The organism is Streptomyces sp. NPDC059679 (assembly GCF_042734105.1).
Taxonomy (GTDB): domain Bacteria; phylum Actinomycetota; class Actinomycetes; order Streptomycetales; family Streptomycetaceae; genus Streptomyces.
Genome location: NZ_JBHWES010000003.1, coordinates 170,474 through 193,952, shown reverse-complemented (window position 1 = coordinate 193,952; position 23,479 = coordinate 170,474). Strand labels below are relative to the sequence as shown.

The following is a 23,479-nucleotide window of genomic DNA, read 5'->3' as shown; positions in this document are numbered from 1 at the left end:
GAAGAGTTGCATTCGTTTGCAGACGCGTCAACCAACACTCAACCATAGGTCCGATCTTTAGCGTCACGCTCTCCCCCCTTACCCCTCAATCACGCCTCACCCCTCCCCAGTTATCGGATGACTCTGTAACGTATCCGCCTCGGGAGGCAATCATGGCGAGATCTGTCAGACGCACCACCCTGGCTCTTCTGCTCAGCGCCGTGCTCGCGATGACACTGTTCGTCACGGCACCCGCACATGCTCAGGACTCGACGTGGACGGTGAGCGGCCCCTCGGCGCGCTCCGGCCCGCAGGCCCGACTACAACTCGACGCGACCACGGGCGCGCTGACCCTCCAGGTGTCGCGGGGCGGCCGTACGGTGCTCGAACCCTCGCCCCTCGGCATCCGCACCGACGGGGCGGATCTGTCGCGGGGTCTGCGGCTGTCGGGGCGCGAGCGCCATGTGGTCGCGGAGCGCTACCGCGCCACCGTCGGCAAACAACGCGTCCGCGACGTACGCATGACCGAGACGAGGTTCCGCTTCCGCGGCGACGGCGGCGCCCGGCTCGACCTCGTGGTCCGGGTCTCGGACGACGGCGTCGCCTACCGCTATGTCCTGCCGAAGGGCAGCGGGGACGTCCTCGGCGAGACCTCGGCCTTCACCCTGCCCACGGACGCGACGGCGTGGCTCGGCGCCTACCGGCGCGACAACGAGAACCTGTTCAACCAGTACCCGGCGGCCACCGCGCCGACCGGCGAGTACATGGCACAGGCGCTGTTCGAGACGCGGGGCACCTACGCCCTGATCGCCGAGTCGGACCTCAGCGGCCGCTACTCCGCCGCCCGCCTGGTCCACGAGGCGGGCCTGCCCACGTATCGCATCGGGCTGTGGGACGAGCGGGTCACCTCCGACGGCGCGCTGAGCACACCGTGGCGGGCGCTGGTCGTGGGCGATCTCGCGACCGTCACGGAGTCCACCTTCACCGATGACCTCGCACCCGCCTCGCGGGTCGCCGACACCTCGTGGATCCGGCCCGGGCCCGCCCTGTGGACCTGGCTGGCCGGAGGAAAACCCGCCGGGCAGAGCCTGTCGATGCAGAAGGGGTACGTGGACTACGCGGCCCAGCGCGGCTGGCCGTATGTGGTGGTCGACGCCGGCTGGTACTTCGACCCGGACCAGTGGGACGTCACCGACCCCAACTGGCAGACGAACAGCTGGATCCCGGAGCTCGTGACCTACGCGCGGGAGCGCGGCGTCGGCATCCAGGTCTGGATCCACCACCGCGATCTGGACACGGCCGAGGAGCGTGAGCAGTGGCTGCCCACCCTGGAGAGGTGGGGCGTGAAGGGGGTGAAGATCGACTTCATGGACTCCGAGTCGCAGGACACGCTGCGCTGGTACGACGAGATCCTTCCGGCCACCGCCGCCCACCATCTGCTGGTCAACTTCCATGGCTCGACGATCCCCAAGGGCATCCAGCGCACCTGGCCGCATGTGATGACGATGGAAGGGGTCAACGGCGAGGAGAAACGCGTCAACACCGCGCAGCATCTGACCACCCTCCCCTTCACCCGCAACGTCATCGGCTCCATGGACTTCACCCCGGGCGCCTTCCACCGCCCGCAACGCCCGAACGCGGCCTCGGACGCGGGCGAGTTGGGTCTGTCCGTGCTGTACGAGTCGGGCATCCAGAACCTGGCGGGCACTCCGGAGTCGTATGACGCGCGCCCAGTCGCGCGGGGCTTCCTCGAACAGCTCCCCGCGGCCTGGGACCGCACCCGGCTGCTCGCGGGACGGCCCGGCGAGAGTGCGGTGCTGGCCCGGGCGAGCGGCGGGCGGTGGTTCATCGGCGGCACCTTCGCCGGCGCCGCGCACACCGCCGAGGTGCCACTGCGGCTGGGGTCGGGCACCTGGCTGGTCGATCTGGTCCTCGACGGCCCCGACGGCCTGGTACGCGAACCTCGGGTGATGCCCGACGGGGACACCCTGTCCGTACCGGTCGTGGCGGACGGCGGCTTCGCGGCCATCGCCTGCCGCTGGCACCCCGGCCGCACCAGCTGCGACCGGACGGCCGCCTGAGCCGGGAGCCGGCGCCACACACCCCACCCGCCGAGCCGATCACACCGGCGCGGCGGGTGGGGCAACACGGCTCGGCGGGCTCAGCTCGCGCGCCCGCCGCTTCCGCGCACCTCGAGTCCGTCGAGGAGCTTACGGGTGGCCTCGGCCACCGCCTCGACGGCCTGGTCGAAGACCTCGCGGTTATGGGCGGCGGGCGCGCGGAACCCGGACACCTTGCGGACGTACTGCAGGGCAGCCGCCTCGATGTCCTCGTCGTGGAGCTCGGGCGTCATGGGCGGGCGGAGTGTCTTGATGCTGCGGCACATGCCTCCAGTGTGCGCCCCGCCACTGACAACGGGGCTTCAGTCCCCGAGGTGGTCGATCTCCCGCATCTTGTTCGTCGCGTCCAGGGCGGCGACCTTGTAGGACTCGGCGAAGGTCGGATAGTTGAACACCGCGTCGACCAGGTAGTCGACGGTGCCACCGCAGCCCATCACCGCCTGGCCGATGTGGATCAGCTCGGTCGCTCCGGTGCCGAAGCAGTGCACCCCCAGCAGCCGCCGGTCCTCCGGGGACACCAGCAGCTTCAGCATGCCGTGCGAGTCACCGACGATCTGGCCGCGGGCCAGCTCGCGGTAGCGCGAGACGCCCACCTCGAACGGCACACACGCATCGGTGAGCTGGTCCTCGGTGCGGCCGATGAAGCTGATCTCGGGGATGCTGTAGATGCCGATGGGCTGAAGGTCGTGGATCGGGTTCACCGGCTCGTCGCAGGCGTGGTACGCGGCGCTGCGGCCCTGCTCCATCGAGGTGGCGGCGAGCGCGGGGAAGCCGATCACGTCGCCGACCGCGTAGATGTGCGGCACGGCCGTGCGGTAGTGCTCGTCCACCGTGATCCGGCCCCGCCGGTCGGCCGTGAGGCCCGCCTTGCCGAGGTCGAGGTCGTCGGTCAGCCCCTGGCGTCCGGCGGAGTACATCACCGCGTCGGCGGGGATCTTCTTCCCGCTCTCCAGCACGGTCAGGGCGCCGCGGGCGTGGCGCTCGACCGCCGCGACCGTCTCGCCGAAGCGGAAGGTGACGGCCAGGTCCCGCAGCCGGTACTTCAGCGCCTCGACCACTTCGACATCGCAGAAGTCCAGCATGCCCTCGCGCTGCTCGACCACCGTGACCTTGCTGCCCAGGGCGGCGAACATGGAGGCGTATTCGATGCCGATCACGCCCGCGCCCACGATGACCATGGAGCGCGGCACCCGCTCCATGTTCAGGACGCTGTCGGAGTCCATGATCGTCCGTTCGTCGAACTCCACGGACGCCGGGCGCGCCGGGCGGGTACCCGTGGCGATCACGATATGGCCCGCGGTCAGCAGCTGTTCATGGCCGTCGGCGTCGCGTACGGCGACGGTGTGGTCGTCCACGAAGCGTCCGACGCCGGCGAACACCGCGACCCGGTTGCGGGCCAACTGGCTGCGGATGACGTCCACTTCGCGGCTGACCACATGCTGGGTACGAGCCGTCAGATCGGCAACGGTGATCTCGTCCTTGAGGCGGTAGCTCTGGCCGTACAGATCGCGCTGCGTCAGTCCGGTGAGGTAGAGCACCGCCTCCCGCAGGGTCTTGGAGGGGACGGTCCCGGTGTGTATGGAGACGCCGCCGACCATGTCCGGGCGGTCGACGACGGCCACGCTGCGGCCGAGCTTCGCCGCGGCGATGGCTGCTTTCTGGCCACCCGGGCCGGATCCGATCACGAGCATGTCAAAGTCGGGCACCTGAGAAGTCTGGCACCCCATGCCACCCGCCCGAAAGAGCAAGAGCCCTTTCTCCGGGTCCCATTTGGGGCGGCCGCCCCCGCGGGCCTCAGGCGCGGCGGTCGGGGCGGCGGCCGGGGGGCTGGCGCGGCTCGGGGCGGGCGGTGGGCTCGGGGACCTTGCGGGTCTGCGGCGACTTCTCGGTGACGGTGAGCGGCCGCCCGTAGTGGCGGATCTCCAGCGGGGCGCCGCGCACCATGGTGTAGGTGGCGGTGGCGTCGGTGATCTCCACCCGCAGGCACCTGCCCAGCACCTGGACGGTGAAGGCCAGCCGGGCCAGCTTCTCCGGCAGCTTGGGCGAGAAGGTGAGGCTGCCGTCGGTATGGCGCATCCCGCCGAATCCGGCCACCAGCGCGATCCAGGTGCCGGCCAGCGAGGCGATATGCAGTCCGTCGCGGGTGTTGTGCTCCAGGTCCCTGAGGTCCATCAGGGCGGCCTCGCCCAAGTAGTCGTAGGCCAGGCGCAGATGGCCGACCTCGGCGGCCATGACGGCCTGGGCGCAGGCGGACAGGGAGGAGTCACGGACGGTCAGCGCCTCGTAGTACGCGAAGTTACGCGCCTTCTGCTCCTCGGTGAAGGCATCGCCGCGCAGATACATCGCCAGCACCAGATCGGCCTGTTTGATGACCTGCTTGCGGTACAGGTCGAAGTAGGGGAAGTTGAGCATCAGCGGGTACTGATCGGGGTGCGTGCCCTCGAAGTCCCACATCTGGTGGTCGGTGAAGTCGGCCGACTGCTCATGGACGCCCAGGGTCTTGTTGTACGGGATCGTCATGGCCTCGGCGGCGTCCCGCCAGGCCGCGGCCTCCTCGTCGTCCACCCCCAGCACGGCGCCCTTGGCCGGGTGGCGCTCGACGACGTCCGCGGCGGCACGCAGGTTCGACTGGGCCATGAGGTTGGTGTAGACGTTGTCGTCGCCGAGCGCGCTGTACTCGTCGGGGCCGGTCACCCCGTCGATGTGGAAGCGGCCGTGGTGGTCGTGGTGGCCCAGCGAGCGCCACAGCCGTGCCGTCTCCACCAGCAGCTCCACCGCGCTCTCGCGTTCGAAGTCGTCGTCGCCGGTGGCCGAGACATAGCGCACCACGGCGTCGGCCACGTCCGCGTTGACATGGAAGGCCGCCGTCCCGGCCGGCCAGTACCCGGAGCACTCGGACCCCTCGATGGTGCGCCAGGGGAAGGCGGCGCCGTGGTGGCCGAGCTGGCGGGCCCGCTCCCGGGCGGCGGGCAGTGTGGACTGCCGCCAGCGCAGCGCCTCGGCGACGGATTCGGGGAAGGTGTAGGTGAGCAGTGGCAGCACGAACGTGTCGGTGTCCCAGAAGGAGTGTCCGTCGTAGCCCGCCCCGGTGAGGCCCTTGGCGGGGATCGCCCGCTCCTCCGCGCGGGCCCCGGCCTGCAGTACGTGGAAAAGGGCGAAGCGCACGGCCTGCTGGATCTCGGCGTCGCCCTCGACCTCGACGTCCGCGCGGCTCCAGAAACCCTCGAGCCAGCCCCGCTGCTGGTCCACCAGGCCCTTCCAGCCGGTGCTCGCGGCGCCGGCCAGCGCGGCCTCCACCTGGTCCCGGACGGCGGGCAGCGAACGGGCGCCGGACCAGCCGTAGGCGACCAGCTTCTCCAGCCGCAGCACCTTGCCCGGTTTGAGCACCGAGGTGACGGTGAGGCGGGCGACGTCCTCGCTGCTCTCGCTCGAGGTGCGGGTGGGCGGCGGCCCGCTGATGAAGTGGTCGGCGGCGGTGGCGACCCGGAGCCGACTGGCCTCGGTGCAGTGGATCAGGCGCAGCCGCATGTCATGGGCGTCGTGCTCCTCGGGCTGCAGAGGGGACTCCAGGGCGGCGGCGACCCGGGGGTCGCCGGCGCGCTGCGGCAGTTGCTCGTTGGCGACCAGCTCGGACTGGACGACGATCCGGACCTCCGCGTCCACGGCCTCCACCTCGTAGGCGACGGCGGCGATGGCCCGCTGGGTGAGGGAGACCAGCCGGGTGGAGCGCAGCTTCACGGTGGTGCCGGAGGGGGAGGTCCACTCGCAGGTGCGGTGCAGCAGCCCGCCGCGCAGATCCAGGACGCGCTCGTGGGAGCGCAGCCGCCCGTAGCGCAGATCGAAGGGCTCGTCGTCCACCAGCAGCCTGATGATCTTGCCATTGGTGACGTTGATCATGGTCTGGCCGGACTCCGGGTAGCCGTAGCCGGCCTCGGCGTACGGCAGGGGGCGCAGCTCGTGCACACCGTTGAGATAGGAGCCGGGCCAGCCGTGCGGCTCGCCTTCGTCCAGATTGCCGCGCCAGCCGACATGGCCGTTGGAGAGGGCGAAGACGGACTCGCTCTGCGGCAGCACATCGAGGTGGAGCTCGATTTCGCGCAGCATCCAGGGGTCGACGGCGTATGAGGAATCGGTGATCACGAGGCGTCCTCCTCCAGCAGCTCGGCGAGGTCCAGCACCACGATGTCCGCGCCGTGGGCGCGCAGCGCCTCCGCCTGGCCGACCCGGTCGACGCCCACGACACAGCCGAAGCGCCCGCCGCGGCCGGCCTCCATGCCCGCCAGGGCGTCCTCGAACACCGCGGCGGCCGCGGGGGCGACGCCCAGGTCGCGGGCGGCTTCCAGGAAGGTGTCCGGATGCGGCTTGCCCGCCAGCCCGCGCTCGGCGGCGACCACGCCGTCGATACGGACCTCGAAGAGGTGTTCTATCTTCGCAGAGATCAGGACATCGCGGCAGTTGGCGCTCGACGAGACGACCGCGGTGCGCAGGCCCGCGGCGCGGACCGCCCGGGCAAAGCGCACCGACCCCGGGTACGCCTCGACCCCCTCTTCCCGGATCTTCGCCAGGACCAGGGCGTTCTTACGGGTGCCGAGGCCATGCACCGTGTCCACGTCGGGCGGATCCTGGCCCGTTCCCTCGGGCAGCTCGATCCCCCGGGACGCCAGGAAGGTGCGCACTCCGTCGGCGCGGGGCCGCCCGTCGACGTATTCGTCGTAGTCGTCGACCTTGTCGAAGGGGCGGAAGTCGGGGCCCTCGCGGCGCCGGAGGAAATCGTCGAACATCTCCTTCCACGCCGCCGCGTGGATCACCGCGGTGCGGGTCAGCACGCCGTCGAGATCGAACAGGCAGGCCCGGACGGACTCCGGGAGGCGGAGCTTGGTCATGACCCCCGGTTCCCCAGGAGCCGTCGGTCTATGCAGGGGGCACCTCCCAGCGGTAGCTGGGGGAGAACCGAGCCCTTAAAAAGGGGCTCAGCGCGGGGCGATGGTGCGGCCGAGGCGGCGGGAGGCGTCGGCGGCCTCCAGGATGGCCACCACCTCGCGGCCGAACCGCACGTCACACGGGTCGCCCGTACCGGTGCGGGCGACCCCCAGCAGCCGGTCCGTGGCCGCGGTGAACGCCTCGACGGGGCTGATCCCCGCGTCGGGGACGGCGGCCACGCCCTGTTCACCGTAGAAGTCGCAGGTGTGCGCGACGGCGGCGGGCCGGGCGTCCAGGGCGAGCGCGAGGGTGCCGACCGCGCCCGAACGGTGGCGCAGCAGCACATGCGCCGCCCCGCGCGGGCCGCCGACCGCGGTGACCTCGGCGACCGGGCCCAGCACGGGCAGCAGGACGGACAGGGCATGCGGGCCGACGTCCCACAGGCCGCCGCGCTCCCGCCGCCATGGGGAGCCCCCGTAGGGGTTGCCGGGCCGGAAGATCGAGGCGAAGGCCGTCGCCCGGCCGCCGTCCCAGCCTCCGTCGGCCGCGGCACGGGTGAGGAAGTCCTCCACCGGCTGGGCGAAGCGGCGGGTGAAGAACACCACGGAGGCCAGCCCTCGTTCCTCGACGGCGTCCACCACGCGATCGGCGTCCTCGGTGGTGAAGGCGAGCGGCTTGTCGAGCAGCAGATGGCGCCCGGCGCGCGCGGCGCGCAGCGCCAGGTCGCTCTGGATGTCCGGCGGCAGGGCCACGGCGACCGCCTCGACGTCGGCGATCAGCTCGTCGGGCCGGTCGTAGGCCCGGATGCCGTACCGCTCGGCCAGCGCCCGCGCCTTGGCCGGGTCCCGGCCCCAGACGCCCACCAGCTCCGCCTCGGGGTGCGCGGCGAGGGCCGCGCCCTGGGTCTCGGCCGCCCAGTGGCCTGTGCCCAGCAGTCCGAACCGCAATGCCGCCCCCTCTGTCTCCTGCTGTCTCCTGGTGCTCCGCTCGCTGCCGGGCGCGATCCTACGCCGCGCGGTGCGGGTCGGCGGAAGAGGGCCGGGAGATCGTTGGTGCCCCCGCGCGGGGGAGACCCGCCACCCGGTCGGATGCGGGGGCGCGCCGCCGGGTCGCGGCGGTGGCAGTGTGAGCCTCGGCCGGGCCGGTCCGGGCGGCCACCGCGGCCGTACCGGCCAGCGGGAGACCGCGTCCCGTGGCACGCCCACGTCCTCGCCCGCACCACCGCTGGAGGAATCCCGTGGCCCGTGGCCCGATCCGCCCGTATCGCCGGGAAGGCGCAGCGACCGCCCCGCGCGCCGACGGCCCGCGGACCCTGCCGCTCACCGTGGCGCGCCACTCCCCCGCGCTGTCGCTCACCGTGGCACGCCGCTCCCCCGCCCGGCGGCGGGCCGTGCGGCTGCGGGTGGCCGGGGCGCTGCTGCTGATGTGCGCCGCGGCATCGGCCTGTGCCGCCTCCCACGAGCAGACGCGGCCGGCGCGCACGAAACCGTCGCGGACGGCCGGCGCGTCGGCGTCGGCCGCGGCCTCGAAGGCCGCCGCCGCTCGGTTGCTGCCCGGGATGCCACCGCCGCTTGACCCGCACGACCTGTACGCCGCCGACCGGCCGGGCAAGCTGTCCCCGGTGGTCAAGGGGATCCCGTCGCGGGTGTATGTGCCGAACACGCTGTCCAACACGGTCAGCGTCATCGACCCGAAGACGTACAAAGTGATCCGCACCCTCCAGGTCGGCAGCCAGCCGCAGCATGTCGTGCCCTCCTGGGACCTGAAGACACTGTGGGTCAACAACGACCTCGGCAACAGCCTGACCCCCATCGACCCGGCCACCGGGAAGACCGGCCGCCCAGTGGACGTCCACGATCCGTACAACCTCTACTTCACCCCCGACGGCAAGTACGCGGTGGTGATGGCATCCATGGACCGGGCGCTGGTGTTCCGGGACGCGCACACCATGCGCGTGGTGAAGTCGGTGCCGGTGTCGTGCTACGGCGTCAACCACGCGGACTTCTCGCCCGACGGCCGCTACTTCATCGTGTCCTGCGAGTTCTCCGGCGAGCTGCTGAAGGTGGACACGGCCCGGATGAAGGTGATCGGGCAGCAGCGGCTGCCGCTCGCGGGCGCCATGCCTCAGGACGTGAAGATCTCACCGGACGGCCGGACCTGGTACATCGCCGACATGGAGGCCGACGGGGTGTGGGTGCTGAACGGGGATGCCTTCACCCGCCCCCGGCTGCTGCCCACCGGCCAGGGCGCCCACGGTCTGTATGTCAGCCGGGACTCCCGCAGCATGTACATCACCAACCGCGGCGAGGGCACCATCTCGGTCCTGTCGCTCGCCACCGGCAAGCTGGTGGAGCGCTGGCGGCTGCCCGGCGGCGGCAGCCCCGATATGGGCGGGGTGTCCGCCGATGGAAAGGTGCTGTGGCTCTCCGGCCGCTACAACTCCGAGGTGTACGCGATCGCCACCCGCGACGGCCGGCTGCTGGCCCGGATCCCGGTGGGCGGCGGCCCGCACGGGCTGGCCGTCTTTCCCCAGCCGGGCCGCTACTCTCTGGGCCACACCGGCGTCTTCCGCTGAACCGCCGGCCGGGCCCGGCGAGCCAATGACGGGGCGTAAGCCGTCTTCCCCCGCCGACCACCCCCGCGTAGCGTGACGTGAACATGCCTGGATGGGGCGTCAAGGGGAGGAGTCGCGAGTCGCGATGGAGAACGGCAGCAGGACACGGCGTCAGTTCCTGGCCACGGCGGGAACCACGGGCGGCGCCCTCGCGCTGGGCACCACGATGGCCCTCCCCGCCTCGGCCGCACCCAAGGCGGCCCGTACCGTCGCCGTGCTCGGCGGCGGTGTCTCGGGGCTGAGCGCAGCGCAGGAGCTGGCCGAGCGGGGGTTCTCGGTCACGGTGTACGAGCGCAACCGCATCCTCGGCGGCAAGGCCCGCAGCATGGACGTCCCCGGCACCGGAAGCGGTGGACGCAGGGCCTTACCAGGCGAGCACGGCTTCCGCTTTTTTCCAGGTTTCTACCGGAATCTTCCCGACACCCTGCGCCGGATTCCCTTCCCCGGCAACGCCGGCGGCTGCCGGGACAACCTGGTCGCCGCGACCGAGGAGTTGTTCGCCCGCAACGGCGGCACCCCGGATCTGCGGCTGCCGTTCCGCACCCTGACCGCGCCGCCCGATCCGAGCTCCCTCACCCCCGACGCGCTGCTGCAACTCCTCATCGGTTTCCTGGACACCGCGCTCGGCCTGCCCGCCACCGAGGCCGCGTACTTCGCGGGCCGCGTCCTGGTCCAGCTGACCAGCTGCGATCTGCGCCGCGAGGGGCAGTGGGAGCGGGTGCCGTGGTGGGACTTCGTCAAGGCCGAGAAGATGTCGCACGACTACCAGCGGCTGCTGGCCGTCGGCATCACCCGTAACATCGTCGCCACCAAGGCGGAGGAGGCCAGCACCCGCACCGTCGCCCGCGTCCTCCAGGCGTTCGTGTACAACGTCCTCGCACGAGGCCACGACGGGGAGCCGGACCGGGTGCTGAACGCACCGACCAGCGAGGCGTGGATCGATCCGTGGGAGACACATCTGCGCTCGCTGGGGGTGCGGTTCGAGCTCGGCGCCGAGGTGACGGAGCTGAGTTACGAGGGCGGGCGGATCACCGGGGCGCGCTTGACGGACCCGGACACCGGCGCCACCCGCACCGCCACCGCCGACCACTACCTCAGCGCGCTGCCCGTCGAACACGCCCGCACCACCTGGGGAGCCTCGCTGCGGGCCGCCGATCCGCAGCTGGCCCGCTGCGACAAGCTGCGCACGGACTGGATGGTCGGCGTCCAGTTCTATCTGCGCACCCCCACCCCGATCCTGAACGGGCATGTGGACTGCGTGGACTCGCCCTGGTCGATCACCGCCATCGGGCAGGCGCAGTTCTGGAAGGGGCGCGACTTCCCCGCCGACTACGGGGACGGGCAGGTCACCGACTGCCTGTCCACCATCGTCTCCGAATGGGACAAGCCCGGCATCCTGTACGGGAAGACCGCCAAGCAGTGCACCCGCGAGGAGGTCGTCCGCGAGATCTGGGCCCAGCTGAAGGACAGTCTGCACGACACCGGACGGACGGTACTGCGCGATGCGGATGTGCATGCGTGGTTCATGGACCCGGCCGTCGAAGGGCTCGGCGGACCCTCGCCCAGCAACCGTGAACAACTCCTGATCCACCCGGCCGGCACCTGGTACAACCGCCCCAGCGCGGCCACCGCCGTGCCCAATCTCTTCCTCGCCGGGGACTATGTGGCCACCGACATGGACCTGGCGACGATGGAGGGCGCCAACGAATCGGCCCGCCGAGCCGTCAACGCGCTCCTGGACGCCGAGGGCTCGAGCGCCCCGCGGTGCGCCATCTGGACGCTGTACCAGCCGCCGGAGCTGGAGCCGCTGCGCCGCGTCGACGAGACCCGCTACCGGCTGGGGCTGCCCAACGCGTTCGACCTCGGCTGACACGCAGTGGTATGGACCTGTTCAGATCCGCCAGGAGCGGATGCGGCCCGCCGCGTCGTAGACGTCGGCCTTGCTGGACAGGATGTCGCGGACCAGGTCGATCAGCGCGCCGTACGGCGGATCGATGCCCTCGCCCGAGGCGTGCATATAGGCGACGGCCGTGGCGCTGGCGAATCGCGCGTTGCTCGCCGGGAGCGGTCTGAGCAGCGCGATGGTGTGCAGCAGCGCCGCGGCGCGCCACGCGGGGTCGGGGTCGACGCCCAGGCGTGGCGGGTCGACGCGATGCCGGGCCACGGCGGCGACCAGTCCCGAGAAGTCGGAGATGGAGGGTTGTTCCGGCATGACCTCCTCATGGCGCTGCAGCAGCCAGGGGACGTCGATATGCAGTAGCGGGGCCATGGTCAGGCGGCCTGTCCCGGGTCGTGGGGGCGGTGTTCATCATCCGGGAACGCATCGGCGAACGCCTGCGCGTTGTCGGCGAAGAAGCGCCGGAAGACCTCCGCGCCTTCCTGCAGCGCGCGGTGGCGGGCGATGTCGGCGACGGTCGCCTCCCGGACGAGGGCCTTCATCGTGGTGCCACGCTCCTTGGCGATCTGGCGGAGGTCCTCAAGTTCCCGATCGCTGAATTCCACATTGAGAGCTGACATGCTCCACACCCTACTTGCCAGGTACCTCGACAGCAATCGCCGCAGGTCAAATATTGTTTTTGTAGGTACTTGACAAGTATTTCGAGCTCCCAGGCCACCGGCCTTCGAACACCTGCGGGTACGGTGAGCCGCACCACAGGAGAGAGAGGGACCATGGAGCAGCGTGAGTTCGGCCGGATCGGCAGGAAGGTCTCCGTCGTCGGGCTGGGGACCTGGCAGCTGGGCGCGGACTGGGGCGAGGTCGGCGCGGACGACGCGCTGGCTGTGCTGGACGCGGCCGTCGAGTCGGGGGTGACCTTCTTCGACACCGCCGATGTGTACGGGGACGGGCGCAGCGAGCAGCTCATCGGGCGCTATCTGCGAAGCCGCCCGGACGCGCGGATCTTCGTGGCGACCAAGATGGGGCGACGGCTGCCGCAGGTCGCGGAGAACTACACGCTGGACAACTTCCTGGCCTGGACGGACCGTTCGCGCGCCAACCTCGGGGTGGACACGCTGGATCTGGTGCAGCTGCACTGCCCGCCGTCGTCGGTGCACTCTTCCGACGCCGTCTTCGACGCGCTGGACACACTGGTGGACCGGGGGCGTGTGGCGGCGTACGGGGTGAGCGTGGAGACCTGCGAGGAGGCGTTGGCGGCGATCGAGCACCCGGGGACGGCGAGCGTACAGATCATTCTCAATCCGTTCCGGCTCAAGCCGCTGGAGCAGGTGCTGCCCGCGGCCGCCGCGGCCGGGGTGGGGATCATCGCGCGGGTGCCGCTGGCGTCGGGTCTGCTGTCCGGCCGGTATACCAAGGACACGGTGTTCTCCGAGAACGACCACCGCACGTACAACCGCCACGGCGAGATGTTCGACCAGGGTGAGACCTTCTCGGGTGTGGACTTCGCGGCGGGCGTCGAGGCGGCGGTGGAGTTCGGCGAACTGGCGCCCGAGGGTGCGACGCCCGCGCAGACCGCGCTGCGGTGGGTCGTCCAGCAGCCGGGGGTGACCTCGGTCATCCCCGGGGCGCGCTCGCCCGAGCAGGCCCGGACGAACGCCGCGGCGGCGGGGCTGCCCGCGCTGGAGCAGGGCACGCTGGACGCGGTCCGCGATCTGTACGACCGGCGGATCCGCGCCCAGGTGCACCACCGCTGGTGACGCCGGCGGGTCAGTTCGGGAAGCCGGCGGCCTGCGCCCACGCGCTGAGCTCGCGCTGTGCCGCGGCGCGCAGCTCGGCCGAGGGGGCGGCGGTGCCGTCGGCGACCAGCGCGTAGTGGAGGGTTCCGGCGCCGGGCGGTGCGGAGAGCAGCAGCCGCCTGGCGTCGGTGCCGCCGCTCTCCGCCGCGGTCGCCACGGGGTGGTCGGCGGTGTGCCCGTGCGCGGTGTAGGCGGGCGGGCCGGTGACGGTGCCCAGGTCGGAGACGACGGTGGTGGTGGCCGGGTCGAAGTCGCGAGGCAGGTGCAGTTCGGTGGGAGCCTCGGTGGTGCCGTTCTGCCGCCACACCAGCATCCCGTAGCGCCCCGAGCCGACCAGCCGGGCGACGCCTGGCAGGCTGCTGGGGACGCGGTCCCAGTTCAGGGTGGTGGAGCCGTCGCGCGAGCGGTCCTCGAAGGTGAAGGCGAGGGTGCGGCCCGCCACCGCGCTCGGGTAGAGGCGGTCCAGGAGCCGGGCGTCCTGGCGGAGCACGGCCGCCCCGGTGTCATCGAGCCGTACAGCCGACAGGTCCTCGTCGTTCCAGGCGTCGCCGGCGGTGAGGATCTTGTCGGGGTTGCCGTTCATCGCCTCGTGGTGGCGGCCGTTGTACAGGTCCCACTGCCACTGGTTGGCGGACAGCACCGGACCCGAGGCGGCGGCTTTGCTCCACCAGGTGGCGCCGCTGAGCCGGGAGTCCAGCGCCTGGTACAGGCCCTTGACCACGGTCGGCGCCTTGTCGGAGGTGAAGCCGGTCAGCGGGTGTCCGTACTCGCTGACGACGGCCGTGGTGCCGAGCGCCGAGGCGCGGTCGCGCACGGCGGCGAAGTCGGTGGCGTACTGGCCGTCCTGGGCCTTGCCGGGCATGAAGACGCCGGAGATGGCCTTCTGGTCGTAGAAGTGGGTGTTGAACACATAGCGCGAGCCGATGGCCCCCCCGTCGAGCAGGCCGCCCTCCTGGCGCTGGAAGTCGATGTTGGAGTTCCAGAACAGGTTGGGCTCGACGAAGGCGGGCTTGTCGGCCCAGCCCGCGGCGTCCATACGCGCCCGGAACTTCTCATAGAACGGCCACAGCATGTCCTTCTCCCAGGCGCGGCTGGACTGGCCGCTGTCGTAGCGGCCCGCGTACGGCTCGTTGTACGGGTCGAAGCCGACGACGCGGGCGAACTCGTCGGCGGTCAGCCGGCCGGCGAGGTAGGCCATGGTCTTCTCGGCGGTGGCCAGGAAGGCGTCCTGGATACGGACCGTCCCGGCGGAGGTCTGCAGGGCGCGGTTCTTCCAGAAGTCTCGGGTGGCGTCCTGGACGGCGGGGTTCTGGGTGATGTTCTGGCCCCAGTGGACGCAGATGCCGCAGGACTCCTTGGGGTAGCCGCCGGCCTTGACGACCCATTCGGGCGCGCCGTCGCCGGAGTACCAGCTGTCCTGGTCGAACAGATGGCGGGAGTAGAGGTCCTGGTGGAAGTCGGGATAGATCCGTATTCCGGCGTCCAGGAAGGCCCGTATCTGCTCGGTGGCCTTGCGCAGATACTCCTCGTCGACCTTGCCGGGCTCCGGCTCGGCGTGGGCCCAGGACAGCAGGAAGCGGACGGAGTTGGCCCCGGTGAGGCCGCGCATGGTCTGGGCCGACTTCCGGGCGTCGGCGGTGTCGGCGAAGGGCAGGCCGCCGTTCTCCGCCAGCTTGACCTCGCCGGAGACATTGAATCCGCGCAGTACGACCTCGCGCCCGTGGCCGTCGGTGAACCGGCCGCCCGCCACGGAGATCCGGTCCGCGGCCGGGCCGTCGGACCAGGGCGGCTCGGCGGCGGCCGCGCTGCCGCCCGGGGCGGCGATTGCCGCCATCAGCAGCAGGGCGGCCGCCCCGAGCAGTCGTATGCGGCCCGTTCGAAGACGAACCCTCATCCCGTGCGTCACTGTGGTCGCCATGAACCTACCGTCGGGTAAACATGAGCGTCCGTCAACATATCCGGCGGCAGCACACGGGTTGGATGAGGTCAGCGGTGGCCGAACCAGTCCATCGCGGGCAGGGCCTTGTCGCCGTAGTCGAACAGGGCCTGGTTCTCCCAGGCGTTACCGGAGCCCGGGTCGGTGGGGTCCCAGCCGCTGCCCTTGACCGCCGTCCAGGCCGGCTCCCAGTAGACGACGCCAAGGCCCCGGCCGCCCGGCACCGCCTCCACCACGTTCATCACATCCCGGAGGTTGGCGGCCTGCCCGGCGGGGGTCGCGGGGTAGCCGTCGACGAGCTGGTCGGCGGTGGCGACGTTGTTGGCCAGGCCGTCGTCGCCTGCCAGGGTGTGGGCGTAGGCGGTCTCGGCGACCAGCACCGGCTTGCCGTAGCGGGCCGCCACGTCGTCCAGGTTGGCCTGCAGATCGGACAGCGGGCCGTGCCAGTAGCCGTAGTACGACAGGGCGATGACGTCGAACGGCACCTTCTGCGCGACCGCCTGGTCAAACCACCACCTCGTGCCCCCGTTGTCCCCGCCCTTGGCCAGGTGCAGCGCGACCTTGGTGTCGGACGAGACGGCCTTGGCGGCGTTCGCGCCGGAGGTGAGCAGCCCGGCGAGCTGGGAGAAGTTGCTGGTGGAGCCCTCGGGCCAGAGCATGCCGCCGTTGATCTCATTGCCGATCTGGACCATGTCGGCCGTGGTGCCCTGCGACTTGAGCGCGCCCAGGACGTCGTAGGTGTGGTCGTACACATCCTGCTTGAGCCGGCTGTAGTCGTGTCCGGCCCAGGCGGCCGGCTTGGTCTGCTTGCCGGGGTCGGCCCAGCTGTCGGAGTAGTGGAAGTCGATCAGCAGCTTCATCCCCTGGGCCTTGGCGCGCTTGGCCATGGCCAGCACCTTGGCCTTGGTGTTGTAGCCATCGGCCGGGTTCACCCACACCTTCAGCCGCACGTAGTTCATACCAGAGGCGCGCAGGATGGCCAGGGCGTCGCCGCTGGTGCCGCTCGCGGAGCGGTAGGTGGCGCCGAATGCCTCGTTCTTGGCGAGGGTGGACACGTCCCCGCCCTTGACCGTAAGGCCCGTGCTGCCCTTGGTGAAGGTGAGGTCGTCCAGGTTGGCCCACTCCCCCGCGTGGGCGTCGGAGTTGAGGCTGATGGTGCACTGGCCACTGGTGACCGTGACCGAGGTGACCAGGCGGATCCACTTGCCGTTCGGGGTGGGCGGCAGATCGGTGCGCTGCTCGGCACCGCCGCAGTCGCGCAGGGCGAGGTACGCGGCGTTCTGTCCGCCGCTGGAGCGCACCCAGGCGCTGAGCGTATAGGTGCCGTTCGCGAGGCCGGACAGGTACTGGTAGGTCTGCACCTTGTACGCCGAGGAGGACCAGTGGGACAGCCGGTAGCCGCCGCTGTGGCCGCCGGTCTCGGTGTAGGACGCGTTGTTGTTGCCGGCGGCGGAGTAGGTACTCCAGCCGGACGGGGTGGCGGTACCGGTGCCGTCGGCCTCGAATCCGGTGTTGGCCAGGGTGCTCGCGGCGTGTGCGGCCGGCGCGGGGAGCGCGGTCAGCAGCAGCGCGCCGAGGGCGGGGAGCGCGGCGGTTCGCAGCAGGGTCCGGGTGGTGCTCCGTATGTCGTGCATCGTCGAGTCCCTTCGACAATGAGCGAGTGGGGGTATGAGCGTGTCTTGGCGCGCTGCGCGGGCTGGACTGAGGAGCCGCGCAGCGACGAGGGAAGCCCGCGCATTGGAGCGCGCCGAGACTGAGCGGGGGGCATGAGCGGAGTTGCGGTCGTTCAGCCGTCCAGGCGCAGTACGCGGACGGCGCCCGCGGGCACCGCGAGGTGTCCGGCGCTGTGCTCGCCGGTGAGCAGGTCGGTGCCGGGCGTGGGGTGGGGCACCTTGGCGTCGGTGTCGCCGTGGTTGATCGCGAAGAGGTAGCTGCCACAGTCGCCGGTGCGGTGCACCACCTCCACATCGCGGGGCAGGTCGGGGCGGTCCGCGAGGCCCGCGTCGGCGCAGACGGGGGCGAGCAGGGTCGCCAGGTGGTGCGGGGCGAGCCGGGTGGAGAGGTACCAGGCGGTGCCCCGGCCGAGCCGGTGGCGGGTGACGGCGGGGTGGCCCGCGGCGAAGCCGTCGGCGTAGGTCCATACGGTCTCGGCGCCGCGTGGCACCACGATCTCGGACCAGACGTCGCCGGTGAGCTCGGCCCCGCCGGGGCCGGTCAGGCGCACCCGCCCGCCCTCGGTGAGCGGGGAGAACTCCTCGACCACCAGGCCCAGGACATCGCGCAGCGCGCCGGGGTAGGGGCCGGGGTGAACGGCGTCGTGCTCGTCGACGATGCCGGAGAAACACGAGACGACGAGGGTGCCGCCGCCCTCGACGTACGCGCGCAGATTGTCCCCGGCGCGTGCGGTGGCGAGGTAGAGGGCGGGCACGGCGACGAGCGGATAACGGCTCAGATCGGCCTCGGGGTGGGCGAAGTCGACGGTCAGGTGGCGGTCGTAGAGGACTTCGTAGAAGCTGTCGGCGCGTTCGCGCGCGTCCAGGTCCTCACTCGGCCGCCACTCCAGCCGCTGCGCCCACCAGGACTCCCAGTCCCAGACCATCGCCGCGTCGGCCACCGTACGACTGCCCCGCAGCTCGCCCAGGTTCGCCAGGTCGGCCCCGAGCGCCACGACCTCGCGCCATACGCGGCTGTCGGTGCCGGCGTGCGGCACCATCGCCGAGTGGAACTTCTCGGCGCCGTGCCGTGACTGGCGCCACTGGAAGAACAGCGCGCCCTCGGAGCCGCGGGCCACATGCCCCAGGCTGTTGCGGGCCATCTCCCCGGGCCGCTTGGCGGGGTTGCGCGGCTGCCAGCTGACGCCGCTGGTGGAGTGTTCGAGCAGCAGCCAGGGCGCGCCGCCGGCGACGGAGCGGGTCAGATCGGCGGCCATGGCGAGGTTGACATGGGTGCGGCGGCCGTCGGTGATCAGATAGTGGTCGTTGGTGACCAGGTCCACCTCGCGGCCCCAGGCCCAGTAGTCGACCGAGTCGCACTGGCTGAGCGCGGTCATGAAGTTGGTGGTGACCGGAATGCCGGGGGACAGCCGGTGCAGGATGTCGCGCTCGGCGGTGAAGTTGGCGCGCATGGTGGCGTCGGCGAAGCGCGCGTAGTCAAGACGCTGGGCGGGGTTGGCGACGGTGGGGGTGGCGCGCGGCGGGTTGATCTGCTCGAAGGCGCCGTAGCGCTGGCCCCAGAAGGCGGTGCCCCAGGCGTCGTTGACCTCGTCCAGGGTGCCGTAGCGCTCGCGCAACCAGTGGCGGAAGCCGTCCGCGCAGGTGTCGCAGTAGCAGGCATTGACCGGCACTCCGTACTCATTGTGCACATGCCACAAGGCGAGCGCGGGGTGGTCGCCATAGCGCCGGGCGAGCTGTTCGGTGATGGCGGCCGCGGCCCGGCGGTAGGCGGGCGAGCTGTGGCAGATGGCGCCGCGTGAGCCGAACTCGTAGCGCACACCCTCCCGGCTGACCGGCAGCGCCTCGCGGTGGGCGCGGTAGAACCAGGCGGGCGGGGCCACGGTGGGGGTGCCGAGGTCGACGGCGACACCGGCCTCGTGGAGCAGGGCGAGCAGCCGGTCCAGCCAGCCGAAGTCGTAGCGTCCGGGCTCGGGTTCCAGCAGCGCCCAGGAGAAGATGCCGACGCTCACCATGGTGACCCCGGCCTCGCGCATCAGCCGGATGTCCTCGGGCCAGAGGGATTCGGGCCACTGCTCGGGGTTGTAGTCGCCGCCATAGGCGAGGCCAGCCATCGCAACTCCTGGGAATCACTGGGAACGTACACAGACCACAGAGCAGCGGCCGCGCCCAGATAACCGCATGGAAACGAGCATTGACAAGCGTCATACGGGTTTCTCTACTGTTCTCTCCACTGTGAACGCTCACAGATTGCCCAGGGAGGCATTCGTGAACCATCACCCCGTCAACCTTCGTGTCCTCGCGGTATCGGTCGCGGCCGCCTTGTCGGCCACCACCCTGCTCACCGGCTGCGGTTCGTCCGACGACTCGGCAGACTCGGACGGTCCGGTCGAGCTGACCTACTGGGCCTGGGCACCCGACCTCGAGAAGGTCGCGGCGATCTGGAACAAGGAACACCCGGACATCAAGGTGACCGTCAAGAAGCAGGCGTCCGGCGACGACCTCGTCACCAAGATCATCACAGCCGCCAAGGCGCATAAGGCCCCGGACCTGGTGCAGGCCGAGTACCAGGCGCTGCCCACCCTGGTCAGCAACGATGTGCTGGCCGACATATCCGGTCAGGTGGGCAACTCCGAGGGCGAGTTCGCCGCGGGCATCTGGCGCCAGGTCACCCTCGGCACGGACGCGGTCTACGCCCTGCCCCAGGACTCCGGGCCGATGATGCTGTACTACCGCAAGGACTTGTTTCAGCAATACGGCCTGCAGGTCCCCACCACCTGGGAGGAGTTCGCGGCCACCGCCCGCAAGCTCAAGGAGAAGGCCCCGGACAAAGCCCTCACCACGTTCTCCGCCAATGACTCCGGGCTCTTCGCGGGCCTGGCCCAGCAGGCCGGCGCCAGCTGGTGGACCACCCGCGGCGACAAGTGGAAGGTGGCCATCGACGGCGCCCCCACCCGCAAGGTCGCCGACTTCTGGGGCGGCCTGGTCAAGGAGGGGGCCATCGACAACCAGCCGATGTACACCCCGGCCTGGAACAAGGCGCTCAACACCGGTAAGCAGATCGCCTGGGTCAGCGCGGTGTGGGCCCCCGGCACCCTCAAGACCGCGGCCCCCGACACCCAGGGCAAATGGGCGATGGCGCCCCTCCCCCAGTGGAGCAAGGGCTCGAACTGGACCGGCAGCTGGGGCGGCTCCTCCACCGCCGTCACCAACGACAGCGCGCACAAGGACGCCGCCGCGAAGTTCGCGAAGTGGCTGAACACCGACCCGAAGGCGGTCGCCGCGCTGGTGAAGGTGTGCAACGTCTACCCGGCCGCCACCACCGCGCACAATGGCGACGCGCTCAAGAAGGCGCCCGACTTCTTCCCCGGCCAGCCCGACTTCTACGCCAAGGTCGCCAAGATCACCGAGGGCATCGCACCCGCCGCCTGGGGGCCGAACGTCAACGTCGCGTACGCGTCCTTCAACGACAGCTTCGGCAAGGCCGCCAAGAACAAGTCCGACTTCGGCGCCGCGCTGACGGCCATGCAGCAGGCCACCGTCACCGATCTGAAGAAGCACGGCTTCGAGGTCTCCGAGTGACGCTACGCCCCACGGGGCACGGTCCGCGCCGCGCCCCCTATGTCTTCCTCCTTCCCGCGATCCTGCTGTTCGCCGGTCTGTTCGCGCTGCCCATCGGCTACGCCCTCTACCTCAGCCTCCGCAAGATCGACGTCAAGGGCCTGGGCCTTGGCAAGGGCGCCCGGGACGAGGTGTGGGCCGGTCTTTCCAACTACACCGACGCGCTGCACGACCCGGAACTGCTCGACGGCGCCCGGCGCGTCCTCGGATACGGCCTGATCGTGGTGCCCACGATGCTGGGCCTGGCCCTGCTGTTCGCGCTGCTGCTCGACGCCGACCGGCGGGGCCGCAAGGACACCCTGCTGCGCGGCTTCTCACGGCTGGCGATCTTCCTTCCGTACGCGATCCCCGGCGTGGTCGCCGCGCTGCTGTGGGGGTTCCTCTATCTGCCCGATGTGAGCCCGTTCCACTATCTGCTCGACAAGGCGGGGCTGCCGCGGCCCGAACTGCTGGACGGCAACGGGCTCTACGCGTCCCTGTCCAATATCGCGGTATGGGGCGGCACCGGCTTCAACATGATCGTGATCTACACCTCGCTGCGGTCCATACCCGCCGAGGTCTACGAGGCGGCGCGGCTCGACGGGTGCTCCCAGATACAGATCGCACTGCGCGTCAAGATCCCCATGGTGGTCCCGTCCCTCGTGCTCACCTTCTTCTTCTCGATCATCGCCACCGTGCAGGTGTTCAGCGAACCGACCACCCTCAAGCCGCTCACCAACTCGGTCTCCACCACCTGGAGCCCCCTGATGGATGTCCATCAGAAGGCCTTCGTGGAGGGCGATCTATACGCGGCCGCCGCCACCTCGGTGATCATCGCGGTCGTCACCCTGGTCCTGTCCTTCGGTTTCCTGAAGTTCGCGGGCGCCCGTACCGGTCAGGGAGACGCCCGATGAGCACCACCGCCACCACCGCCACCACCGCCACCACCGCCACCACCGCCACCACGGCCGGCCGCGGCCGCGCCTCCTGGATCCCCACCGCCCTGCTGCTGCTCGGCGCCCTCTACTGCCTGCTGCCGGTTGCCTGGGTCGCGATCGCCTCCACCAAGAGCGGAGGCGAGCTCTTCTCCACCTTCACCTTCCTGCCCGGCACCGGATTCGCGGACAACATCGCCGACCTGTCCGCGTACCGCGACGGGGTGTACTGGAGGTGGATGGCCAACTCGCTGCTGTACGCGGGGCTCGGCGCGCTGCTGTCCTGCGCCGTCTCCGCCCTGTCCGGCTACGCCCTGGCGCGCTACCGCTTCCGCGGCCGCGAGGCCATCTTCAACGTCCTGCTGACCGGGGTGCTGATGCCCCCGGTGATCCTCGCCGTACCGCAGTACCTGCTGCTGGCCAAGGCCGACACGGCCGACACCTATCTGTCGGTGCTGCTGCCGAACATCCTGTCGCCGTACGGGATCTATCTGGCGCGGATCTACGCGGCCGCGGCCGTCCCCGCCGAAATGGTCGAGGCGGGGCGGATGGACGGTGCGGGAGAGTGGCGGATCTTCCGCTCGGTGGCGCTGCCGATGATGCGGCCCGGCCTGGTCACGGTCTTCCTCTTCCAGTTCGTGACCATCTGGAACAACTTCCTGCTGCCGTACATCATGCTCGGTGACGACGAGAAGTTCCCCGTCACCCTGGGGCTGTTCACCCTGCTGCGGCAGGGCTCAGCCACCCCGGCCCTGTACACCCTCGTCATCACCGGAGCGCTGCTGGCCATCATCCCGCTCATCGCGCTGTTCCTGGTCATCCAGCGCTTCTGGAGTCTGGATCTGCTCTCCGGGGCCGTAAAGTCCTGACCGACGAAGCGATATCTGGAGAGACAAGAACGCGCATGAGCCGCACCGGCAACAGCACCCCCGGCCGACGACGGCCACCGACCATCCATGACGTGGCGCGCGAGGCCGGGGTCTCGCGCGGCACCGTCTCGCGCGTCCTCAACGGTGGGCACTATGTGAGCCCGGCGGCGCAGGAGGCGGTCAACGCCGCCATCCGCAAGACCGGCTATGTCGTCAACCGGCATGCCCGCTCGTTGATCACCGGCCGGTCGGACTCGGTGGCCTTCCTGCTCACCGAGCCGCAGGAGCGGTTCTTCGAGGACCCCAACTTCAGTGTGCTGCTGCGCGGCTGCACCCAGGCGCTGGCCGCACACGACATCACGCTGCTGCTGATGAGCGCGAGCGACGAACCGGAGCGGCGGCGGATCACGCGCTTCCTGACCGGCGGCCATGTCGACGGGGTGCTGCTGGTCTCCAGCCACTCCGGCGACCCGCTCGCCACCCGGCTGCGGAAGGCCGGGGTGCCGCTGGTGGCCTGCGGCAAACCGCTGGTCCAGAGCCCGGGGATGGCCTACGTCGCCGCCGACGACCGCGCCGGGGCCCGCGACATGGTGCGCCATCTGCTGAACAGCGGCCGCCGTCGCATAGCGACCGTCACCGGCCCGCTGGACACCCCCGGCGGCGTCGACCGGCTCGCCGGATACCGCGAAGAACTCGCGGCGGCGGGCCTGGCGGCGGACGAGGAACTGGTGGTCTCGGGCGACTACAGCCGCGCCAGCGGCGACCGGGCGGCGGCCGAGCTGCTGGCGCGGGCGCCGGACCTGGACGCCGTCTTCGTCGCCTCGGACCTGATGGCCCAGGGCGTGCTGGCCGCGCTGCGGCGGAGCGGGCGGCGGGTGCCACAGGACGTCGCCGTGGCCGGGTTCGACGACTCCCCCGCCGCGCTGGCCACCAGCCCCGGCCTGACCACGATCCGCCAGCCGTGGGAGCGGATCACCGCCGAGATGGTACGGGTGCTGCTGGCGCAGATCGGCGGCGAGGAGCCGTCCGGGGTGATCCTCCCCACCGAACTCGTGATCAGGGAATCGGCCTGAGGCGCTGAGGTGCGGGCACCGTGTGTGTCGCGGCGCCCGCGCCCCTCCCGCTGTGCGGCCGTGTGGCGGC

Annotated in this window: 18 protein-coding genes; 8 read left to right on the top strand and 10 right to left on the bottom strand. The window is 70.9% G+C overall.

All coding sequences use genetic code 11. The features are described 5' to 3' along the window. Positions 1-152 precede the first annotated feature (152 nt). On the top strand, positions 153-2,060 hold the full coding sequence (locus tag ACFV2X_RS05730; protein ID WP_385611858.1) for a glycoside hydrolase family 97 catalytic domain-containing protein: 1,908 nt from the start codon (positions 153-155) through the stop codon (positions 2,058-2,060). Positions 2,061-2,140: 80 nt separating this feature from the next. Here the strand turns inward: ACFV2X_RS05730 and ACFV2X_RS05725 are convergent, their stop codons facing one another. The 5 genes from ACFV2X_RS05725 to ACFV2X_RS05705 form a co-directional block, all read right to left on the bottom strand. Then, positions 2,141-2,365, bottom strand: a complete 225-nt coding sequence (locus ACFV2X_RS05725; protein WP_089506041.1) for a DUF2277 domain-containing protein — start codon at positions 2,363-2,365, stop codon at positions 2,141-2,143. A 36-nt stretch (positions 2,366-2,401) separates the two neighbouring features. Then, positions 2,402-3,805: a Si-specific NAD(P)(+) transhydrogenase gene (gene sthA / locus ACFV2X_RS05720; protein ID WP_385611855.1), complete on the bottom strand. Its 1,404-nt coding sequence runs from the start codon at positions 3,803-3,805 to the stop codon at positions 2,402-2,404. A gap of 88 nt (positions 3,806-3,893) precedes the next feature. Further along, positions 3,894-6,239, bottom strand: a complete 2,346-nt coding sequence (locus ACFV2X_RS05715; RefSeq protein ID WP_385611852.1) for a glycoside hydrolase family 65 protein — start codon at positions 6,237-6,239, stop codon at positions 3,894-3,896. Continuing rightward, complete coding sequence (locus tag ACFV2X_RS05710; RefSeq protein WP_385611850.1) at positions 6,236-6,982, bottom strand: HAD family hydrolase; 747 nt, start codon at positions 6,980-6,982, stop codon at positions 6,236-6,238. The genes ACFV2X_RS05715 and ACFV2X_RS05710 overlap by 4 nt, the downstream gene beginning before the upstream one ends. Positions 6,983-7,069: 87 nt before the next feature. After that, a complete protein-coding gene (locus tag ACFV2X_RS05705; protein WP_385611848.1) occupies positions 7,070-7,966 on the bottom strand; it encodes a Gfo/Idh/MocA family protein in 897 nt (298 codons plus the stop codon). Between the two features lie 305 nt (positions 7,967-8,271). Between ACFV2X_RS05705 and ACFV2X_RS05700 the strand changes: the two genes are divergently transcribed. Both ACFV2X_RS05700 and ACFV2X_RS05695 read left to right on the top strand, forming a co-directional pair. Next, positions 8,272-9,594, top strand: a complete 1,323-nt coding sequence (locus ACFV2X_RS05700; protein WP_385612350.1) for a beta-propeller fold lactonase family protein — start codon at positions 8,272-8,274, stop codon at positions 9,592-9,594. 124 nt (positions 9,595-9,718) lie between these two features. After that, on the top strand, positions 9,719-11,503 hold the full coding sequence (locus ACFV2X_RS05695; RefSeq protein WP_385612347.1) for an FAD-dependent oxidoreductase: 1,785 nt from the start codon (positions 9,719-9,721) through the stop codon (positions 11,501-11,503). Positions 11,504-11,524: 21 nt separating this feature from the next. Here ACFV2X_RS05695 and ACFV2X_RS05690 read toward each other — a convergent pair whose 3' ends face one another. Beyond that, complete coding sequence (locus ACFV2X_RS05690; protein WP_014174260.1) at positions 11,525-11,902, bottom strand: hypothetical protein; 378 nt, start codon at positions 11,900-11,902, stop codon at positions 11,525-11,527. Between the two features lie 2 nt (positions 11,903-11,904). Next, positions 11,905-12,150 (bottom strand): hypothetical protein, encoded by a 246-nt coding sequence (locus tag ACFV2X_RS05685; protein WP_014174261.1) that lies wholly within the window; start codon positions 12,148-12,150, stop codon positions 11,905-11,907. A 153-nt stretch (positions 12,151-12,303) separates the two neighbouring features. On the opposite strand from ACFV2X_RS05685, the gene ACFV2X_RS05680 reads away from it, so the two are divergent. Beyond that, entirely contained in the window at positions 12,304-13,287 is a 984-nt protein-coding gene (locus ACFV2X_RS05680) for an aldo/keto reductase (RefSeq protein WP_385611846.1), read from the top strand. A 10-nt stretch (positions 13,288-13,297) separates the two neighbouring features. On the opposite strand, the gene ACFV2X_RS05675 is transcribed toward ACFV2X_RS05680, so the two are convergent. The 3 genes from ACFV2X_RS05675 to ACFV2X_RS05665 all read right to left on the bottom strand — a co-directional run bounded on the left by ACFV2X_RS05675 (position 13,298) and on the right by ACFV2X_RS05665 (position 19,046). Beyond that, the gene (locus ACFV2X_RS05675; protein ID WP_385611843.1) at positions 13,298-15,244 is read right to left on the bottom strand and encodes a cellulase family glycosylhydrolase; all 1,947 of its coding nucleotides are present in this window, start codon (positions 15,242-15,244) and stop codon (positions 13,298-13,300) included. Positions 15,245-15,312: 68 nt separating this feature from the next. Continuing rightward, the gene (locus ACFV2X_RS05670) at positions 15,313-16,896 is read right to left on the bottom strand and encodes a glycosyl hydrolase 53 family protein (RefSeq protein ID WP_385611840.1); all 1,584 of its coding nucleotides are present in this window, start codon (positions 16,894-16,896) and stop codon (positions 15,313-15,315) included. 152 nt (positions 16,897-17,048) lie between these two features. Beyond that, entirely contained in the window at positions 17,049-19,046 is a 1,998-nt protein-coding gene (locus ACFV2X_RS05665) for a beta-galactosidase (protein ID WP_385611838.1), read from the bottom strand. A gap of 154 nt (positions 19,047-19,200) precedes the next feature. Here ACFV2X_RS05665 and ACFV2X_RS05660 point away from each other — a divergent pair, with 154 nt between their 5' ends. The 4 genes from ACFV2X_RS05660 to ACFV2X_RS05645 are packed head-to-tail and all read left to right on the top strand — an operon-like array spanning position 19,201 to position 23,409. Further along, entirely contained in the window at positions 19,201-20,514 is a 1,314-nt protein-coding gene (locus tag ACFV2X_RS05660) for an ABC transporter substrate-binding protein (RefSeq protein WP_385611835.1), read from the top strand. Beyond that, positions 20,511-21,446: a carbohydrate ABC transporter permease gene (locus ACFV2X_RS05655; protein WP_385611831.1), complete on the top strand. Its 936-nt coding sequence runs from the start codon at positions 20,511-20,513 to the stop codon at positions 21,444-21,446. Before ACFV2X_RS05660 ends, ACFV2X_RS05655 begins: the two co-directional genes overlap by 4 nt. Continuing rightward, positions 21,443-22,336 (top strand): carbohydrate ABC transporter permease, encoded by an 894-nt coding sequence (locus ACFV2X_RS05650; protein WP_385611829.1) that lies wholly within the window; start codon positions 21,443-21,445, stop codon positions 22,334-22,336. The genes ACFV2X_RS05655 and ACFV2X_RS05650 overlap by 4 nt, the downstream gene beginning before the upstream one ends. A gap of 35 nt (positions 22,337-22,371) precedes the next feature. After that, the gene (locus ACFV2X_RS05645) at positions 22,372-23,409 is read left to right on the top strand and encodes a LacI family DNA-binding transcriptional regulator (protein WP_385611826.1); all 1,038 of its coding nucleotides are present in this window, start codon (positions 22,372-22,374) and stop codon (positions 23,407-23,409) included. Positions 23,410-23,479 lie beyond the last annotated feature (70 nt).

Coding starts and splice junctions, on each gene's coding strand:
- ACFV2X_RS05695 (WP_385612347.1), top strand. CDS start 9,719: ATGGAGAACGGCAGCAGGACACGGCGTCAGTTCCTGGCCACGGCGGGA.
- ACFV2X_RS05685 (WP_014174261.1), bottom strand. CDS start 12,150: ATGTCAGCTCTCAATGTGGAATTCAGCGATCGGGAACTTGAGGACCTC.
- ACFV2X_RS05665 (WP_385611838.1), bottom strand. CDS start 19,046: ATGGCTGGCCTCGCCTATGGCGGCGACTACAACCCCGAGCAGTGGCCC.
- ACFV2X_RS05690 (WP_014174260.1), bottom strand. CDS start 11,902: ATGGCCCCGCTACTGCATATCGACGTCCCCTGGCTGCTGCAGCGCCAT.
- ACFV2X_RS05725 (WP_089506041.1), bottom strand. CDS start 2,365: ATGTGCCGCAGCATCAAGACACTCCGCCCGCCCATGACGCCCGAGCTC.
- ACFV2X_RS05675 (WP_385611843.1), bottom strand. CDS start 15,244: ATGGCGACCACAGTGACGCACGGGATGAGGGTTCGTCTTCGAACGGGC.
- ACFV2X_RS05730 (WP_385611858.1), top strand. CDS start 153: ATGGCGAGATCTGTCAGACGCACCACCCTGGCTCTTCTGCTCAGCGCC.
- ACFV2X_RS05670 (WP_385611840.1), bottom strand. CDS start 16,896: ATGCACGACATACGGAGCACCACCCGGACCCTGCTGCGAACCGCCGCG.
- ACFV2X_RS05650 (WP_385611829.1), top strand. CDS start 21,443: ATGAGCACCACCGCCACCACCGCCACCACCGCCACCACCGCCACCACC.
- ACFV2X_RS05710 (WP_385611850.1), bottom strand. CDS start 6,982: ATGACCAAGCTCCGCCTCCCGGAGTCCGTCCGGGCCTGCCTGTTCGAT.
- ACFV2X_RS05645 (WP_385611826.1), top strand. CDS start 22,372: ATGAGCCGCACCGGCAACAGCACCCCCGGCCGACGACGGCCACCGACC.
- ACFV2X_RS05680 (WP_385611846.1), top strand. CDS start 12,304: ATGGAGCAGCGTGAGTTCGGCCGGATCGGCAGGAAGGTCTCCGTCGTC.